Below are 17,420 nucleotides of genomic sequence, written 5' to 3' on the forward strand. Positions count from 1 at the left end.
CCTTCCTGGGCATGGATGTCCGGGTCCGGGACTCCGGCCAGAAGCGAGGCCGACGCCGGCTCACCAAGCAGGGAGACCCGGAGCTGCGACGCCTGCTCTACATGGCGGCCATGCAGGCCAAATCCAAACCCGCCTGGAGCGACTACTACCAGCGCTGTCTCGATCGGGGATTGGCCACGACGCAGGCCCTCAATGCCCTGGCTCGCAAACTCGCCCGCGTCGCCTTCGCCCTCATGAAAAACCAGACCGACTACCGACCCCCGAACCCTTGCACGCAGACATAGAATCTCCTACGTGGCCGGGTGCAACCGTAGGAGCCAGCCCGCTGGCCGATTAAAGGCCCGATCGGGCAGGGCGCCGGATACAAAAAAGGCCCGACCGGAAGGCCGGGCCCGGGGGCAGCGCGAGGCTGCCGGTGCGTTTCCTGGACGGGATCAGTTACGGGCGCAGGCCACCCATTCGTCGACCAGCCCGGCCTCGTCATTGAAGAACTTGTCCACCGCGTGGCCGGTGGACTCCTCGTCGGCCAGGTACATGTACTCGTTGAGCAGGTCGATGTCGATGTTCATGCAGCCGGCAAAGGCGGCGACCTCGGGATGGTCGTCGGCAAAGCCGGTGCGCGACATGGCGTGGATGGATTCGGCACCGCCCAGGGCACCCTTCGGATCCTCAAGGTACTCAAGCTCGTAGGCACCCAGCTTCCAGTGCGGGCTCCAGCCGGTGACCACGATGGCGTCGTCACGACGGATGGCGCGGTCGAGCGCGGCGGTCATGGCGGCGTCGGAGGCCTCGATCAGGGTGTAATCCAGCTCGTATTCCTCGATGGTGTCGTGCGACAGGCGGGTCAGGCCGGCGCCCGGGTCGATGCCCTGGATCTCGCCGTTGAGGCGATCGCGCCATTCGTCATCGCGCAGGTCTTCGATGGAGGTCAGGCCTTCGGCGTGCAGCGAGGCGGGCACCAGCCAGCCCAGCTTGGCATTGTCGTACAGCACGCCCAGGTCAACGATGTCATCGCCGAACTGGTCGATGTAGTCCTCGTGGGTGATCGGCTGCCAGGACATCAGCATCAGGTCGAGGTCGCCGCCGGCCAGACCGGCGTACTGCGGGGCGATGTCGGTCTGCACCAGCTCCACGCCGGTGTCCAGGCGTTCCTGGATCACGCGGTCGGCGACCTGGGTGATGAACTCGGCATCGGCCCAGGCGGTCCAGCCGATGCGCACGTCGTCCGCCTGCGCGGCGGAGGTCGCCATGCCCAGGGACAGGGCAGCGGCCGTGGCGGTCGTCAGCAGTTTCTTCTTCATCATGGTTACGGTTCTCCTTGTTGCTTCTTGAGCATCCGGCCGCCGGGATTCTCGGCGGCCGCGTGGATGAACGGATGATCAGGCATCGGCCTTCTGCCGGCCGCTGAAGAACCAGCGCAGCAGATTGCCGTAGGCATTGCCCTCGCGCCGGCGCTGGCCAAAACTCTGACTGATACGGTCGAGCAGAATCGCGAGGAATACCACGGCCAGACCGCCCTCGAAGCCGACGCCGACCTGCAGACGCTGGATGCCGGTGAGCACGGTGCCGCCGAGGCCGCCGGCGCCGATCATCGACGCGATCACCACCATGGACAGCGCCAGCATGATGGTCTGGTTGATGCCGGCCATGATCGACGGCATCGCCAGCGGCAGCTGGATCTTGAACAATAGCTGACGCGGGGTGCAGCCGAAAGCCTGTCCCGCCTCCACGTGCTCGCGGCTGACCTGGCGGATGCCGAGGTTGGTCAGACGCACCGCCGGCGGCATGGCGAAGATCAGCGTGGCGATCGCGCCGGGCACGGTCCCCAGACCGAAGAAGATCGCCGCCGGGATCAGATACACGAACGGTGGCATGGTCTGCATCAGATCCAGCACCGGGCGTACCAGCATCTCCACGGTGTCGTTGCGCGACATCGCGATGCCGATCGGCAGGCCGATGATCAGGGCGGCGATGGACGAGGCGACCACCAGCGACAGGGTGCGGATGGTCTCCGGCCACAGCTCCATCGAGAAGATCAGCAGCAGCGCCACCGCCGCGAACAGGCCGAAACGCCAGCCGACCCGCCAGATCCCGCCAAGAACAATCAATACGGCGAGTACCCAGGGTGGCGGGAACCACAGCAGCGCCTGAACGGTTTCCGAGAACACCCCGAGGCCAAAGGCCACGAGCAGCGCGCCGGTGGTGACGGCGCCGGCCTTGAGGCCGAAGCGCATCCACACGCCCGCGGCGATCAGGAAGGCGGTCAGCCACAGCGGGTAAAGCAGGAGGAACTCGGTCGCGTCCACCAGGGCACGGATGACCGCCTCGATCCCGTCCAGCAGCCCCTCGAGGTTGTCGCTGATCCAGTCGACCCCGTCCTCGATCCAGTCACCGATGGTGATCGGTTCCAGTACGGTCTCGCTGAACCACTCGGCCAGTGATTCGAGCGGTCCGACGGTTTCGTGGTCCTGGATGTCCGGTTCGTCTTGCGTCATGGGGGATGGGCCTACTGATGGGTCCGGTCGAGGGTTTGCAGGAGGTCGCGCTGCGAGAGGGTCCCGATGAAACGGCCGTCTTCCACCACGACCAGCGGCCAGTCACTGGCGGCGGCGCGGCCGAGGACATCGGACATGGCGGTGGAGGCCTCCACCGTGTCGATGCCGTCGATGCGTGCGGCGTCGAGATCGGCGGCGTCCGTCAGGCTGCGTGCGGAGACCAGGCCGCGGAAGCGTGCCCCTTCGTCCAGCAGCACGGCACAGCCATCGGCACCCAGCTGTTGCCGGGTCCCGGCGGCGTCCGCCTGCCCGGTCTGCAGCAGTGGCATGGCATCGTGGCGGGCGATGTCGCCGGCGGAGTACACCTGGCTCACGTCCACGCCGTAGAAGAACGAGCGGACGTAGTCGTTGGCCGGGTTCGACACGATCTCCTGCGGCGTGCCGATCTGGACCACCTGCCCGCCCTGCATGATTGCGATGCGGTCGCCGATGCGCATGGCCTCGTCGAGGTCGTGCGAGATGAACACCACCGTGCGGCTCTTTTCCTGCTGCAGGCGCAGCAGCTCGTCCTGCATCTCGGTGCGGATCAGCGGGTCCAGCGCGGAGAAAGCCTCGTCCATCAGCAGGATGGTGGGGTCGGTGGCCAGGGCGCGGGCCAGGCCGACACGCTGCTGCATGCCGCCGGAGAGTTCGTCGGGGTAGCTGTTGGCGTGCGCGCCGAGCCCCACGGCCTCCAGGGCCTGCAGGGCCCGTTCGTGCTGGCGGGCACGATCGAAACCGGAGACGTCCAGGCCCAGCGAGGCGTTCTCGATGACGGTCTTGTGCGGGAGCAGGGCGAACGACTGGAATACCATCGACATGTCGCGCCGGCGCAGGTCGATCAACTGCCTGCGGCTCATGCGGGTGATGTCCTCGCCGTTCACGTACAGGTGTCCGGCGGTGGGTTCGATCAGGCGGTTGAACATCCGGACCATGGTCGACTTGCCCGAGCCGGACAGGCCCATGATCACGAAGACCTCGCCCTCGCGGATGCTGAAACTGGCCTCGCGCACGCCCACGGTATTGCCGGTGCGGGCGAAGATCGCGTCCTTGTCCAGACCCTGCTCCATCAGTTCCAGGGCGCGGTGCGGGCGCGGCCCGAAAATCTTGTAGAGATCTTCTACGACGAGCTTGTCACTCATGCGCGTACCGTTCGGGGTTCGGGTGGGGCGTTGTGGTGCGGCTCGCGGACCGGGTGCTTCCGGCGGTTCCGCATATACTGATACAGAAGTTGTCGCTTTCCTGCAACGTGTTCCCCGTATTTGCAGGGAAGTGCATGGATCTGTGGTGCCCGTCCCGGTCTTTTCGGCGCCGGACTGCTATACAGAGAAGAACGCTCGGTATCTCGAGGCAAGTATGAATGAATTGCTGCACGTCGTCTGCCCGCATTGCGATGCGGTGAACCGGATACCGTCCGGCCGGCTCGCCGAGGCGCCGGGCTGCGGCCGATGCCACGGGGCGCTGTTCATCGCGCGCCCTGCGGAGCTCAACGGACACAATGTCGACCGTCACCTGGAGCGCAGCGACATCCCGGTGCTGATCGATTTCTGGGCGCCGTGGTGCGGGCCGTGCAAGATGATGGGCCCTGAATTCGAGCTCGCGGCCGCCGAGCTGGAGCCGCGGGTGCGGCTGGTGCGGATCAACACGGACGCCGAGGAAACCCTCGGCAACCGGTTCGGGATCCGGAGTATCCCGACCCTCGCGCTGTTCGAACAGGGCCGGGAGGTGGCCCGGCAGCCGGGGGCGATGCGCGCCCCCGACATCGTCCGCTGGGTCCGCGACGAACTCTGACGCCGTCCCGGCCTACTCGGGGCGGCAGATCTCCCCGGCGCGGGCCGCCTTCAGGGTGCGCAGCGCCAGGCCGACGATCAGGATGGTGGTCAGCGCCAGCAGGATCACGCCCAGGGTTTCCATCAGCGGCAGGGCCGCATGCCTGCCGAATTCCATGGTGGCGATGCTGAATGCCGCGACCGGGAACGAATAGGCCCACCAGGAGAGGAAGAAGGGCAGGCGGAAGAACGCCGGCAGCCGCACCAGCAGGAGCAGGAACAGGAACGCGCCGGTGTAGTAGAGGATGCGCGCGAAGGCGTCCACCTCGCCGGTCAGTTCGATCCACGCGAGAAAGCCCACCGCCGGGGGTGCCAGCAGGATGGCCAGGGTCGGCATCATCCGCTCGGGCAGCGGATCGTGGAAGATGAAGCGATAGAACACCAGCGTCATCAGCACGATCCAGAACACCAGGCCGATGCTGAAGAAGAACCACGACAGCTCGATCAGGCCGAAGGCCACGCCGGGCAGCGGGATCAGGATGTTCCCCACCACCGGAATGAACCAGGCCGGGTTGATCGACTCGATCGGCATCGGCTGGGCTCCGGTCCAGCGCGCCATCGCAGTCAGTGTCAGCAACAGGTGGGCGATCACGCCGACGATCCACAGCGCCAGCGCCCAGCCTTCGGCCACCGGCAGCCAGAGCATGGACAGCAGGATCAACGAGATGGAGGTGGCGGCGAAGAAGTTCAGCTTGACCGGATGGTTGAATTCTTCTTTCACCTTGTCCGGCCAGCCCTTGAGTTTCGACAGGTAGGCGATCGCGAGGAAGATGAACAGCACCGTGGTCAGTCCGGTCAGTGCCGCACTGATCGTGGACGGGCCGTCCCAGACGATTTCGCCGGTGCGCCAGGCCAGTGTCAGGCCGGCCATGCCCATCACGGTGGCGAACAGGGGTACGGGCAGGTTGGGGAGTCGTCCCTCGGTGTTTTCCGTCATGATCGTCCTCGCTTCCATTGTGGTGCCCGTATCCTAGGGAAACGCCGATCAATGTGCACGTTCGCGCCCGGCGTTTGCCGGCTACTCCTCCAGCAGGCCGCGGATCTGTTCGACGACCCCGGGTTCCATCCATTCGATGGCCCCGTACAGGGCGTAGCGCACGCGCCCCTCGCGGTCGATGACGTAGCTCGTGGGGAAGGCCAGGGCGCGCCAGTCTTCCAGCGATTCCTGCTGCGGGTCGAGCAGGATGGTGAAGTCGGTCTGCACCTCGTCCTCGATGAACGCGCGGATGGTGTCTTCCGGTTCGCCCAGGTTCACCGCGAGGATGCGAAAGCCCTCGTCGCGCAGTTCGTCTTCCAGGCGCTGCATCGACGGCATCTCGTGCACGCAGGGCGGGCACCAGCTGGCCCAGAAGTTGATGAGAATGACCTCGCCGCGGTAGTCGCGCAGGTCGTGTTCCTCACCGGCCAGATCGGGACGGATCAGTTCCGGCGCGTCCGGTTGCTCTTCCACCGGATTGAGGCGGGCGTCGGTGCCCGACGGGGTGCGCACCGCGAGATCGACATCCGCCGCGGGCACGCGCGGCTCGCGTGCCGAGGGTGTGCGGGCCAGCAGGTCCATGCCGCGCAGCAGTTCGCCCGGCAGTGCCTCGCGTGCGAGGCGTTCGCCGGCGGTGGCGTCCGGCCGGAAGAAATAGCGGTCGCGCAGCTCGGGGAGCAGCCTCACGCCCACCGAACTGCCGGCATCGGCCAGCGCCGCGCGCACGCGGCCGAGGTGCTGGAACTGCGGAGACTGTACGGGCTGCAGGATGAAGACCGGCAGGTTGCTGTAGTGGACGATCGGCTGGAGCTCGGGCTCGGCGGCGTCCGCCCCGGTATGCAGGAACGGGCTGAGCATCAGCACGCCGGCGAGATCTTCCGAGTCGGGGTTGGCCTGCTGCCACTGGTGCAGCCCGGTGAGCAGCCAGGGCCAGGCGCGGTCGCTGGCGAAGACGAACACCGGGCGCTCGGTCTCCTCGCGTGCGGCGTCCAGCAGATCCGGGACGGTGGCCAGCGGCATGTCGTCGAACGACGAGGCGGCCTCCGGCAGGAAATGCCCGGTGAACGGATCCGCCAGCCAGACTTCGACGCCGCGTGCCTGCAGGGCCAGGGCCTGTTGGCGGTGCTCGTCCTGCAGGCCATGCTCGGAGGGAAACCACAGCAGGACGGGACCGTGTTCGGCAGGGTAGCGCTGCACCGGGACGGGCTCACCCCCGGCGGTGACGGTGGTGGCGGCCGGGGAATCGGCAAGGGCCGTTCCCGACCCGGCAATGCCGGCCGTCAGCAACAGCAGGCACAGCGCCGGCAGCAGCCGAAGGACGGGCAGGCGAACGCCTCGGGGCCTCATCCGGGCTTGCGGAGAGGGGATCAGTCGGCGGGTGTGCGCTCGACGCGGTCACGCGAGCGCAGGTCGCCGGAGGTGCGCTCCAGCTCGCGATCCAGGGTCAGCACCATGGTGTCGTCGCTCTCTTCCATGGTGACCTGATCGGCATCCACGCCCGGCGGCGGGAGCTGCGGGCGGAATTCCGTGACCTCGGCCGAACCCGGCGCTTCGCTGCCCGGCCAGTCCACCTGAGACCACTCCGCCTGGGTCACCGTGGCCACCGGGGAGTCGTAGCCCGGCGGGGCCCAGAACGCCAGCACCGCGGCAGTGGCTGCCACCAGCAGGTTGAGCGAACGGCGCCGGGCGCGCAGCTCGCGTTCCTGTTGCCGGGGATCTTCCTGGATGGCGTGCATGGATCGAGGCCTCGAAAACGTTGTTCTCACGGACTCAAACGTTACGCCGGCGGCGTCCGTGCTGCAACATACCCCCGCGCTATACGGATTTCATGACCCAGTCGGTCAGGTGCCGGAAACCGCGCTTGCGCATGGCCTTCTGGATCGCCTGATAGCCGGCCTGGACCTGTTCTTCCCTGGGATATTTCTGTTCCACGGCGAGGATGTCGGCATAGATCTTCGACCATTCCTCGACGGCCTCGCGTTTGGGGCGGATGCGCACCGAGCTGTAGCCGGTGATTTCGCCGCTCGCCGAGGTGCGCGGGGCCACCCGCACGAAGACCCAGTAGTTGTCGCCGCTCTTTGCGCGGTTGTTGACGAAACCGAAGAACTCGTCGCCTCCCTGGATGATCTGCCACATCGCATAGAAGGCGGAGCGCGGCATGTGCGGGTGGCGCAGGATGCTGTGGGGGGCGCCGATCAGTTCCTCGCGGCTGTACTGCGAGATGCGCACCATGGTGTTGTTGGCCAGGTCGATGACGCCGCGGGTATCGGTGCGGGACTGGATGGTGTCGTGCGGTTCGAGAATGATTTCGTGCCCGGTCAGGCTGCGGTCGACCATGCTGGCCCCCTCGTTCTGTTGGGTGAAAAGAATCACAACCGTCCGGGGCCGGTCAAACCGGAAGCCGGCGCGGGCGGGTATCCGGGCGCTCGGGGAGCCGGTCTATACTGGGGCTCATTTTCCACATCCAGGAGCGCTCATGGCGGGGAAGCGGAATCCGACGGTGGAACGGATCCTGCGCGGGCTGCGTTCGCGCTATCCCATTATCTACCTGCAGGGCTGGGACGAGGACCGCATCGAGAGGCTGCTGCAGCAGGTGGCCCGCAAGTACTACGGCGAGGAGGGGCGTCTGCAGGTATGGTCCGCCGCGCGCGGCTTTGCCGCCCCGGAGGAGGCGGTTTCCGGTGCGGCGGTGGAGGCCGAGCCGGCGGTCCATGATCCCGGGGCGGCGCTGACACGCATCGCCGGTCATCGTGATCCGCCCCGCATGAGTCTGTTCAAGGATCTGCCGGTGTGGTTCGACCAGCGCCCCGGGCTGGTGCGCGGGCTGCGCGATCTTTACTACGAGCTGAAAGGCACCAGCAATGTGGTGTTTGTCAGCTGCCCGCAGCTGCATCTGCCGGACATCATCAAGAAGGAGATCTTCCTGGTCGACGTGGATCTGCCCACCGAAGAGGAACTGCTGGAGTTCCTCGAGGGGCGTCGCGGCGCCGAGGCCCATTCGCGCGAGCTGCTCTTCCGTCTGGCGGCGGGCATGCGCGGGCTGTCGCTCAACGAGGCCGGCCACCTCGCCTCGCGCCTGCTGCGCATGCAGGACGTCGACGAGGATACCCTGCTGCGCGAGGTGCAGGAGGAGAAGGGCCAGATCCTGCGCAAGGAGAGCGTACTGCAGTTCTACCCGCCGCAGCGCTCGCTGGAGGACATCGGCGGTCTGGATGTGCTCAAGGAATGGGTCACCACGCGCGCCGACCTGTTCTCGGAGAAGGCCTACGAGGACGGCGTGCCGCTGCCCGCCGGGGTGCTGTTCATGGGGGTGTCGGGCTGCGGCAAGAGCATGGCGGCGAAGGCCATCGCGGCGGCCTGGGACCTGCCGCTGGCGCGGCTGGACATGAGCCTGGTGCTGTCGGGCAGTTTCGGCACGCCGGAATACGCGTTCGCCCGCGCGACCCGCATCGCCGACGAGATCGCGCCGGTGGTTTTGTGGATCGACGAGCTGGAGAACGCCTTCGGCTTCGATTCCACCGGCAGCGGTGGCAACGTGAACATCTTTTCCAGCTTCCTGACCTGGCTGCAGGAGAAGTCGCCCAAGGTGTTCGTGGCGGCCACCGCCAACCGCATCGAGCTGATGCCGGCGGAACTGATGCGCAAGGGGCGCTTCGACCAGCTGTTCTTTCTCGACCTGCCCAATGCCGACGAGCGCCGGGAGATCCTGGAGCTGCACATCCGCCGCCATGGCGGCGATCCGGGCCAGTTCGACCTGGGGTATCTGACCGCCACCACCAAGGAATGGAGCGGGGCCGAGATCGAGCAGGTCGTGCGTTCGGCGCGCATCGAGGCCTATCGCGAAGACCGCGCCTTCAACCAGAAGGACATCATCCGCGCGGCCATCAACACGGTGCCGCTGTCGAAGACCATGGTCGAGCAGATCCGCGAGCTGCGGAACTGGAGCTTCAAGCGCGCGGTGAATGCTTCGAAGTCCGAGAGCAAGAAGAAACCCGCCGGTTCCTGAGCCGGTTCCCGAGTCGGCTCCCGAGGCTGGCTCCGGCCACCGGCGCCCGGGTCAGTCGGCCGGTGTCAGGGGCTCCACCGATACCTCCATGCGAGTGGGGATCGCCGGCGGTCCGAACAGATGATAAAGCGGGACATCGGCGGCATCGCGGCCGTAGGCCAGGCGCACCCGGCCGTTGCCCGGCTGCGCCTGGGTCGGGTCGAAGGTGTGCCAGCGTCCGCCGACCCAGGCCTCGAACCAGGCGTGCAGGTCTATCGGTTCCAGTCCGTGCACGTAGCCCACGGTCAGCCGCGCGGGGATGCTGAGGCTGCGGCAGAGCGCCATGCCGAGATGGGCCAGATCGCGGCAGACGCCACTGCCCCGGTTCAGCACCTCGCTGGCGGAGATCGGTGCCGGGTCGGTTTCCGGGCAGTAGCGGATGTGCTCATGGATCCAGCGCGAGATCGCGGTCACCTGCTCGTGGCCGGGCCGCCGCCCGTCCACGATCTCCCATGCCCGGGTACCCAGCCGGTCCGCTTCGCAGAAGCGGCTGGGCAGGAGATAGACCAGGACCTCGTCGGGCAGTTGTTCCACCGGCACGAACGGGGCGTCGGTGACGTCGATATCCTCCGGGCGGATCCGGACATCCGCGCTGACGTGCACCGCGAAGGGGCCGGCGGGCGCCATCAGCCGCTGGCACAGGTTGCCGTGACGGTCGGTGTATTCGGCGACGTGGATGTCGGGGGTGACCCGGTAGCGGTCGCTGGCCACCCATTGGTGGGCGTCGCTGTGCGGCCGCAGAAGCAGCAGCATCGGGCTGGCCACCTGCAGGTTCATCTCGAGTTCGGTGGTGACCCTCAGCCACATGATGATTCCGGCCCCTCGCCCGCGGTTGTGGTGACAGTTCGCCGCAGTGTAACCCGGGTGGCGACCTCCCGGTGGAGGGGCCCGGTAGAGGGACACACGACGCTGTGGCATGATCCCGCGTCGACGGCATGCCCTTTCGGGCTGTCGACAGGGGGAACGGGGGGAGAGGCGATGCGGGCAGTGCTGCCCACGGAAGCGGATGACGCCGGGCGTTGCGGGTGCGTCGCGCGGCGGCTCCCGGCGGAGTGGGAACCGCGGGCCGGAACGCTGCTGGCCTGGCCGTCGGCCGAGCAGGCCTGGCGCGGGCAGTACGCCGGCGTGCTGGCGGCCTTTCGCGCGCTGGTCGCCGAGTTACGCCAGGTGGAACCCGTCTGCGTGCTGGTATCGCCCGAGGAACGCGAAGATGCGGCTGCGTTGCTGGGGGGCGAGGACGGGATCTCGCTGCGGCTGGAGCCGCTGCCGGTCAACGACATCTGGATGCGCGATGCCGGTCCCCTGTGGGTCCGCGAGGGTTCACGGATGTTGCTGGTCGACGGTGGCTTCAACGGCTGGGGCAACAAGCACCCCTGCGAACTGGATGCGCTGGTCCCGCTGCTGCTGGCGCGTCGCTGGGGGCAGCGGCGCGAGCGTCTGCCGCTGACGCTGGAGGGCGGGGCCCTGGAGTCGAACGGGGCCGGAGATCTGCTGACCACCGAATCGGTGCTGTGCGCGCCCGCGCGTGACAATCCCGACATGCCGGAGATGGAACGGGCCTTGCGCACAACCCTGGGCGTGCGGCGGGTGCACTGGCTGCCGCGTGGCCTGAGCGGGGATGATACCGACGGTCATATCGACAACCTGGCCCGTTTCGTGGCCCCGGATCGCATCGTGTCGATGCGTTCGGCGGACGGGGCGCATCCGGACGCGGCGATGCTGGAGGACATGCATCGGCGTCTGAGCGCGCTGGACCTGGTGGCCGGCCCGCCCGAGGTCGTGAGTCTGCCGGCCCCCGTGGTGCAGGGTCCCGATGATGAATGCCTGCCGGCGAGTTACGCCAATTTCTACATCGCCCCCGGGCGCGTGATCGTGCCGCAGTTCGGGGTGCCCGAGGATGCGGTCGCGCTGGGAGTGCTGGCCGACTGCCTGCCGGATCACCGGCCGGTGGGGCTGGATGCCCGCGCGCTGGTGCATCTGGGCGGTGCCTTTCATTGTCTGGCCCAGCCGCTGGGCGTGTTTCCGGATGGGGCGCGAGATGTACACGGATCATAAAGTCTATCTGTTGCAGAAGATGATCGGGCCCCTGATGATCGGGGTGTGGGTCGGCGCCCTGTCCGCGGTCTTTTTTTATGAGGCCGACATCTTCTGGCCGGACACCGGTGTGGTGTTCGGGATGGCGCTGGTCATTTCCTTCTTTGGCCTGCTCTGGAACCGTGCCTCGCGCCTGCACCCGTTGTATCGGCGGGGCAATGCGGCGATCGGCGCGGTGCGTCTCGGGATCATCCTCGGTTTTGCCTGGTGCCTGTGGGTGCTGGTGCATCACGCCGACCCGACCATCCAGGGGTTCTGGTTCGTGCTCTACGCCCTGATGGCGTTCGCCGCGATCAAGGTCTTCGGCCAGGTGGCCGGGCAGCTGTTCGGCCCGCGCCTGCAGGTGGACGTGTTCGAGCGTGGCAATCTCGCCGCCGGGGTCTTCCTCGGTGCGTTCGTGCTGGCGACCGGGATGATCTTCGGCGGCGCGAGCTGGGGCGATCTGGAGGCCGGCGGGCTGGAGTACGGCTGGATTTTCGAGGTCCTGCCGGGCTACGAGGATGGCTGGTGGATCACCCCGTGGTTCTTCGGCATGGGCTGGCTGATCCTGGTCGTCACGCTGGGGCTGTGGATCCGGCGGGAGAAGACCGATTTCTACCGCCGCGTGGTGCGTGACCGCAACATGGAGGACGCCAAGGCAGCCGCGTATTTCATGATCGCCTGTGCCATCACCCTGACCTACGCGGTGCACGGCGACTATCGCGGATTCGGTGATGCGCTGATCGGCTTCAGCGTGATCGCGCTGCCGGTGCTGGGCCACGAGGTCATGCGCCCGCCCGCGCCGCTCCATACCGGTAATCAGGCCGGTGATCAAACCGGAGACGAGGGCGTGCCGGCGGTCCGGTCGCGCGATCGCGAGGGCGTGGTCTACATCCTGCTGGCGCTGGGCGGGGTCGTGCTGGCACCGCTGGTCTCGACCCTGCTGGGACTGCGCGGGTGAGGACCGAGCCCTGGCCGCTGGAGCCGCCGCAGGCGAGCCGCCTGCTGGATCGGCTGTCGCTGCAGCTGGGCAAGTGGGACATGCACCAGGCCGGCGATCCCACGGTGCTGCCGGATTTCCTGGTGCTGGGCCCCGAAGAGCACCGGGCGCTGGTGCGGCGTGCGCAGACCGCCTGGGCGGCACAGTGCGAGATGGAGGAGGCGGTGTGCGCGCAGCCGGCCTGTCTCGAGGCGGTGGGCGTGCCGGCCGAACTGTGCGAGGTCGTGGCCACGGCGCCCGCGCCCGGACCGCGGCTGACGCGCTGCGACTTCCACTGGAGCACCGACGAATGCTGGCGGATCAGCGAGTTCAACCAGGACGTGCCCGGCGGGCTGGCCGAGACCGCGGAGCTGGACGCCACCGTTGCCGCGGCCACGGGCGTGCGCGGGATGCAGCCGGCCGGGGACCTGGCCGCCGCGATCACCGCCGCGCTGGCGCCGTGGCCGTGTATCGGCCTGGTCCACGCAACCGCCTGGTCGGTGGATCTGCAGCAGGTCGCCGCGGTGGCGCGGTGGCTGGAGGCGGCCGGGCATGCGACGGTCATCGGCTCGCCGGCCAATCTGCAGTGGCGGGATGGTCGTCCGCACCTGTTCGATCGGCCGGTGGATGCGCTGTTCCGGCACTACCCAGCGGAATGGATCCCCGGGCTGCCCGACCCGCAGGCGTGGCTGCGGGTTGCGCAGGAGGTGCCCTGCATGAACCCGCTGACCGCCGTGGTGGCGGAGAGCAAGCGCTTTCACGCGGCCCCGGCCGAACATGCGCTGGGCCTGTCCGAGGACACGCTGGCCACGCTGGCGCGTGACTTCACCCGGTCGTGCTATCCCCGGGCGGCGGGGCGTGACGCCTGGCTGGCCGAGCGCGAGGAATGGGTGCTGAAACGCAGCTACGGACGCATGGGCGAGGGCATCCGGATTGGCGCCGCGCTGTCGGCGCCGGCCTGGGAAGAGGCCCTGGATACCGCGCTGCAGGACCCGCAGGGCTTCGTCCTGCAGGAATTCTTCGAACCCGCACCGCTGTGGTTTTCCCATGGCATGGGCTACCCGGTGGTGGGGGTCTTTCTCGTGGACGGCGAATTCGCCGGGTATCACACCCGGGTCAGCCGCCACCCCGTCATCCGGCACGATGCGAATTATGTCCCAACGATGGTTGAAACTGCTTGAGCGCCTCGGGTCCCCGCTGGGGACCGGCGCCGAAGACCCCGATGCCGCACCGCCGGTGGAGGGTCAGACGGTCTCCGAAGACTGGCGTGACTACATGCACCATGAACGGCTGTACCGCCTGTACGGGCCGCATCCGGAGGGGCCGTGGCGGCCGTATCACTGCCCCACGCTGTTCGCCGGGATCGACCGCCTCAAGCTGCAGCCACACGAGCAGCAGCTGCACGAGCGGATTGCCGCCGAGCGTCCCCCGGGCACCTGGGACTGGCTGCGTCCGGATACCCTGACGGTGGTGGATCTGCCGGGTGGACTGAGCGTGCAGATGGCGGCGACGCTGTTTGCCGAAGGGACCTGTCAGCTGATCGCGACCTTTGATCACTGGCCGCGGGCCAACTCCGAGCCCGCGGGCATGATACGCCGGCTGGACGCGGAACCCACGGCCGCGCCGCCGCACGCGGGGGATCCCCGCATCATGGTCGACTCGCGTGAAGTCGTGAACGCGATGGTGACCATGGCGCCGCGCGTGGCGGCGCGCTGGGCGCGCGGCGTGCCCGCGGACGCGCCGCCGGTGTGGGTCTGCGATGCGCGACGACTGACGCACGCGGAGCCGGAGGCGGGCGATTACGACAACCGCTATTTCATCGATGACTCCATCCTTCCGGGGCCGGAGCGCCTGCGCTCCGCCGGGATCGCGCGGGTCGTACACGTGGCCGCGGACGCCGACGCCACGCCCGAGGACGACCTGGCCAACTGGCTGCACGAGCTCTACACCGCCGGCTTCGACACCGCCCGCATGACCCTGGGCGACCCCGAGACCTGGGTGATCCCGATGCCGATCATCCCGGCGCGGGGCGAGCCCATCGCCGGCCGGGTGAACAACCGCTCCGATCGTGGCGGGTTCGGCCAGACCATATCCGAGCGGGGCAGTTCGGGTGGCGTCTACTCGGGCGCCGGGGCCGGGGGCTGAGCGGATGCAGGTCGCGGAGTTCATCGAACGCCACTACGCGCATTTCAATGCCCGCGAGCTGCGCGCGGCGGCGCGCGCCTGGCGCGACCACGCCGATGCCGGCGGGCGCATGTTCCTGTCGATGTCGGGAGCGATGTCCACCGCCGGGTTCGGTCGCATCCTCGCGCGCGCCATCCGCGCCGGCCTGATCCACGGGATCGTCTGCACGGGCGCGAATCTCGAGGAGGACGCCTTTCGCCTGATCGGCGCCGACACCTACGAGACCCTGCCGGACTGGCGCACTCTGGGGCCGCAGCGCGAGGCCGAACTGTACGCCCGCGGGGTCAGCCGGGTGACGGACACCGGGATCCCCGAGACGGCGATGCAGCCGATAGAGTCGCTGCTGATCCGGCGCTGGGAGGCGGCGGCCCGTTCCGGGCGCCAGGCCTCGCCCGCCGATTTCCTGCAGGACGTGCTGCGTGACGCGTGGCTGCGCGAGCGATTCATCGAGCCCGAGGCCAGCTGGCTGCTGGCCGCCGATGAATGCGGCGTCCCGATCTGGACCCCCGGCTGGGAGGACTCCTCCACCGGCAATGCGTTTTCCGCCGCGGTCATGCGCGGCGACGTGGCCCGTCACGACTGCGTGGAGCCGGGCACCGCGCAGATGAACCGCCTGGTGCGCTGGTATCTGGAGAACTGCGACCCGGCCCCCGGGATCGGCTATTTCCAGATCGGCGGCGGGATCCCCGGCGACTTCGCGATCTGCGTGGTGCCGCTGATCACCCGCGAGCTGGGACTGGAAGACACCCCGACCTGGGGTTATTTCTGTCAGGTCACCGATGCCGAGACCACCTATGGCGGCTATTCCGGTGCGCCCCCGGACGAGAAGATCACCTGGGGCAAGCTGCGCCCCGGGACCCCGCGCTTCGATATCCACTCCGACGCGACCATCGTCGCGCCGCTGATCCTGGCCTACATGCTGGAGGACTGACCTTGCGACGTTTACCGATCCTGCGCCCGGCCGCATGGCCGGGCCTGTTGCCCGTTGTGCTGCTGCTTCTCGTCAGCGGCTGTGCCACGCCTCCGTCGCCGGGCGAACGTCTGGTGGAGACGGTCAACGAACACCGCGAGGATCGGGGGCTGGAACCGGTGGCCTGGTCACCCGCGCTGGCGGAGGTCGCAAAGATCCATCTGGAGGATCTGGAGTCCGCGGATGCCGCGGAGGGCGAACAGTGCAACCTGCACAGCTGGTCCGAGGAAGGAGACTGGACGGCCTGCTGCTATCGCCCCGGCGACGAGGCTTCGGCGGACTGCATGCGGCGCAAGCCGCGCGAGATTACCGGCGAGGACTATCCCCATGCCGGTTACGAGATCGCGGCCTGGCGCAGTTCCGGCATGGACCGCGAGGAGGCGCTGCGGATCTGGCGCGACAGCGACGCGCACTACGAGGTGATGGTCAATCGAGGCGTATGGTCCGGGGTCGAATGGGAGGCCATCGGCGCCGCACTGTCGGAGGAATATGCCCTGGTGTGGTTCGGCGAAGAGCCCGAAGGCGACGCGGCCGGCGCCGAATAGCGAACGGGACGGCGTCCAGCATGCGCCGCTCGCGGGAATGCGTTCAGGTGGTCGTGCGCGGGGTCGTGCCGGAGTCCGGGCCCGGTAGCGGGTCGGGCGGGGGAACGACGCGGTTGCGGCCTGCGGCCTTGCCGGCGTAGAGCTGGCGGTCGGCGCGGGCGAGGAGAGATTCGCGGTCGTCTTCCGGGGTGAATTCGGCCACGCCCAGGGTGGCCGTGATGCCGAGGCCCGCCACGGGCTCCTCGGCCAGGGCCCGCCGGCAGCGCTCGGCCAGCGCCGTGGCCTCCTGCAGGTCGATGCCGGGGGCGATCACCAGGAGTTCCTCGCCGCCCCAGCGGGCGGTCAGGTCGCTGTCGCGCACGCGCGCCTGCAGCCGGGCGGTGACCTCGCGCAGCACCCGATCGCCATGGGCATGGCCGTGGGTGTCGTTCACGTCCTTGAAATGGTCGAGATCGGCGATGATCACGCTCATTGGCTGCCCGTAGCGGCGCGCATAAGCAATCTCGCGTTCCAGCCCGGCCTCGGCGGCGCGGCGGTTGGCCAGCCCGGTGAGCGGATCGGTGGTCGCCCAGTCGTGCAGGATCTCGGCGCGCAGCAGGGCGCGCTGCAGCTGGTCGCGCATCCCGGCGACCCCGGCCAGCAGGGCCAGCAGCAGGCCGAGGAACACATGTACGCGCACCAGGTACATCAGGGTCTCGGCCGCGGGCGGGGTGGCTGCCATGTATTCCCGCAGGACCCCGGTGACCGTCAGCAGGATCGAGATCCCGAGGATGGCGAGCCCGGCGATCACGCCGCGGCGCCGGTCAAGCATCACGAAGGCGCCGGCGATCAGCAGTCCCACGGCCCAGAAGTGGCCGCCGACCAGCACCATCAGTTGCTGCTCGATCCCGGCGGCGAAGTGCATGTGCCAGGCCAGCCGCCCGAGGATCAGCGCGGAGGCGACCAGTACCATCAGCCCTTCGATGTGTTCCAGCGTCAGCCATTGCCGCCACAGCACCACCAGCAGCCCGGCGAGGGCAGCCGCGAACGGCGGATAGACCCGGGTCAGGAAGGGATCGTCGGGACCGCGGAACCACCAGCTGAGAAGGGTGATCGTGATCCCGCCGACAAGCACCAGGGCATACACCAGGCGCTTGCGGGCCCGGAGTTCGCGGATCTCGGTGCTGGATTCGTCCGGTTGTTCGGTCATCGGGCTTCGGTCGCGTGCGGGCACGGGGCCCGTTGCCGGGGTCCCGGCCGACAGGTGGCGGCCGCCCCGTTTATAGTGATGGGTCATAGTGACATT

The 17,420-nt window shown here is 68.3% G+C and carries 18 protein-coding genes; 9 read left to right on the forward strand and 9 right to left on the reverse strand.

Annotated features, from left to right (window positions below):
* On the forward strand, nt 1-284 hold a 284-nt coding region (locus C998_RS14060; protein ID WP_018870508.1), incomplete at its 5' end, for an IS110 family transposase.
* A 150-nt stretch (nt 285-434) separates the two neighbouring features.
* On the opposite strand, the gene C998_RS0108870 is transcribed toward C998_RS14060, so the two are convergent.
* From C998_RS0108870 to proV, 3 genes are all read right to left on the reverse strand, one after another.
* Nucleotides 435-1,304 (reverse strand): glycine betaine ABC transporter substrate-binding protein, encoded by an 870-nt coding sequence (locus C998_RS0108870; RefSeq protein ID WP_018870509.1) that lies wholly within the window; start codon nt 1,302-1,304, stop codon nt 435-437.
* 75 nt (nt 1,305-1,379) lie between these two features.
* Nucleotides 1,380-2,495, reverse strand: coding sequence for a proline/glycine betaine ABC transporter permease (locus C998_RS0108875; RefSeq protein WP_018870510.1), 1,116 nt, complete (start codon nt 2,493-2,495; stop codon nt 1,380-1,382).
* Nucleotides 2,496-2,506: 11 nt separating this feature from the next.
* Nucleotides 2,507-3,676, reverse strand: a complete 1,170-nt coding sequence (gene proV, locus C998_RS0108880) for a glycine betaine/L-proline ABC transporter ATP-binding protein ProV (RefSeq protein ID WP_018870511.1) — start codon at nt 3,674-3,676, stop codon at nt 2,507-2,509.
* A 214-nt stretch (nt 3,677-3,890) separates the two neighbouring features.
* On the opposite strand from proV, the gene trxC reads away from it, so the two are divergent.
* Nucleotides 3,891-4,325, forward strand: coding sequence for a thioredoxin TrxC (gene trxC / locus C998_RS0108885; RefSeq protein WP_018870512.1), 435 nt, complete (start codon nt 3,891-3,893; stop codon nt 4,323-4,325).
* Nucleotides 4,326-4,337: 12 nt separating this feature from the next.
* On the opposite strand, the gene C998_RS0108890 is transcribed toward trxC, so the two are convergent.
* From C998_RS0108890 to C998_RS0108905, 4 genes are all read right to left on the reverse strand, one after another.
* On the reverse strand, nt 4,338-5,300 hold the full coding sequence (locus C998_RS0108890; protein WP_018870513.1) for an SLAC1 anion channel family protein: 963 nt from the start codon (nt 5,298-5,300) through the stop codon (nt 4,338-4,340).
* A gap of 81 nt (nt 5,301-5,381) precedes the next feature.
* On the reverse strand, nt 5,382-6,686 hold the full coding sequence (locus C998_RS0108895) for a peroxiredoxin (RefSeq protein WP_018870514.1): 1,305 nt from the start codon (nt 6,684-6,686) through the stop codon (nt 5,382-5,384).
* Nucleotides 6,687-6,706: 20 nt separating this feature from the next.
* Nucleotides 6,707-7,075, reverse strand: coding sequence for a hypothetical protein (locus C998_RS0108900; RefSeq protein ID WP_018870515.1), 369 nt, complete (start codon nt 7,073-7,075; stop codon nt 6,707-6,709).
* Nucleotides 7,076-7,154: 79 nt separating this feature from the next.
* Nucleotides 7,155-7,676, reverse strand: coding sequence for a PAS domain-containing protein (locus tag C998_RS0108905; RefSeq protein ID WP_018870516.1), 522 nt, complete (start codon nt 7,674-7,676; stop codon nt 7,155-7,157).
* Nucleotides 7,677-7,815: 139 nt separating this feature from the next.
* Here C998_RS0108905 and C998_RS0108910 point away from each other — a divergent pair, with 139 nt between their 5' ends.
* The gene (locus C998_RS0108910; RefSeq protein ID WP_018870517.1) at nt 7,816-9,345 is read left to right on the forward strand and encodes an AAA family ATPase; all 1,530 of its coding nucleotides are present in this window, start codon (nt 7,816-7,818) and stop codon (nt 9,343-9,345) included.
* A gap of 51 nt (nt 9,346-9,396) precedes the next feature.
* On the opposite strand, the gene C998_RS0108915 is transcribed toward C998_RS0108910, so the two are convergent.
* Nucleotides 9,397-10,191, reverse strand: coding sequence for a transglutaminase family protein (locus tag C998_RS0108915; RefSeq protein ID WP_018870518.1), 795 nt, complete (start codon nt 10,189-10,191; stop codon nt 9,397-9,399).
* Between the two features lie 171 nt (nt 10,192-10,362).
* On the opposite strand from C998_RS0108915, the gene C998_RS0108920 reads away from it, so the two are divergent.
* The 6 genes from C998_RS0108920 to C998_RS0108945 are packed head-to-tail and all read left to right on the forward strand — an operon-like array spanning nt 10,363 to nt 16,135.
* Entirely contained in the window at nt 10,363-11,439 is a 1,077-nt protein-coding gene (locus tag C998_RS0108920) for an agmatine deiminase family protein (protein ID WP_018870519.1), read from the forward strand.
* A complete protein-coding gene (locus tag C998_RS0108925) occupies nt 11,423-12,418 on the forward strand; it encodes a hypothetical protein (RefSeq protein WP_018870520.1) in 996 nt (331 codons plus the stop codon). Before C998_RS0108920 ends, C998_RS0108925 begins: the two co-directional genes overlap by 17 nt.
* The gene (locus C998_RS0108930) at nt 12,415-13,617 is read left to right on the forward strand and encodes a glutathionylspermidine synthase family protein (protein ID WP_018870521.1); all 1,203 of its coding nucleotides are present in this window, start codon (nt 12,415-12,417) and stop codon (nt 13,615-13,617) included. Before C998_RS0108925 ends, C998_RS0108930 begins: the two co-directional genes overlap by 4 nt.
* Nucleotides 13,604-14,581 (forward strand): hypothetical protein, encoded by a 978-nt coding sequence (locus C998_RS0108935; protein ID WP_018870522.1) that lies wholly within the window; start codon nt 13,604-13,606, stop codon nt 14,579-14,581. The genes C998_RS0108930 and C998_RS0108935 overlap by 14 nt, the downstream gene beginning before the upstream one ends.
* A 4-nt stretch (nt 14,582-14,585) precedes the next feature.
* Nucleotides 14,586-15,551, forward strand: a complete 966-nt coding sequence (locus C998_RS0108940; RefSeq protein WP_018870523.1) for a deoxyhypusine synthase family protein — start codon at nt 14,586-14,588, stop codon at nt 15,549-15,551.
* Nucleotides 15,552-15,553: 2 nt separating this feature from the next.
* Nucleotides 15,554-16,135 (forward strand): CAP domain-containing protein, encoded by a 582-nt coding sequence (locus C998_RS0108945; RefSeq protein ID WP_018870524.1) that lies wholly within the window; start codon nt 15,554-15,556, stop codon nt 16,133-16,135.
* 43 nt (nt 16,136-16,178) lie between these two features.
* On the opposite strand, the gene C998_RS0108950 is transcribed toward C998_RS0108945, so the two are convergent.
* Nucleotides 16,179-17,324 (reverse strand): GGDEF domain-containing protein, encoded by a 1,146-nt coding sequence (locus C998_RS0108950; RefSeq protein WP_018870525.1) that lies wholly within the window; start codon nt 17,322-17,324, stop codon nt 16,179-16,181.
* Nucleotides 17,325-17,420: the final 96 nt, after the last annotated feature.

Origin of the sequence: Thioalkalivibrio sp. ALgr3 (genome assembly GCF_000377325.1) — a bacterium.
Classification (GTDB): domain Bacteria; phylum Pseudomonadota; class Gammaproteobacteria; order Ectothiorhodospirales; family Ectothiorhodospiraceae; genus Thioalkalivibrio.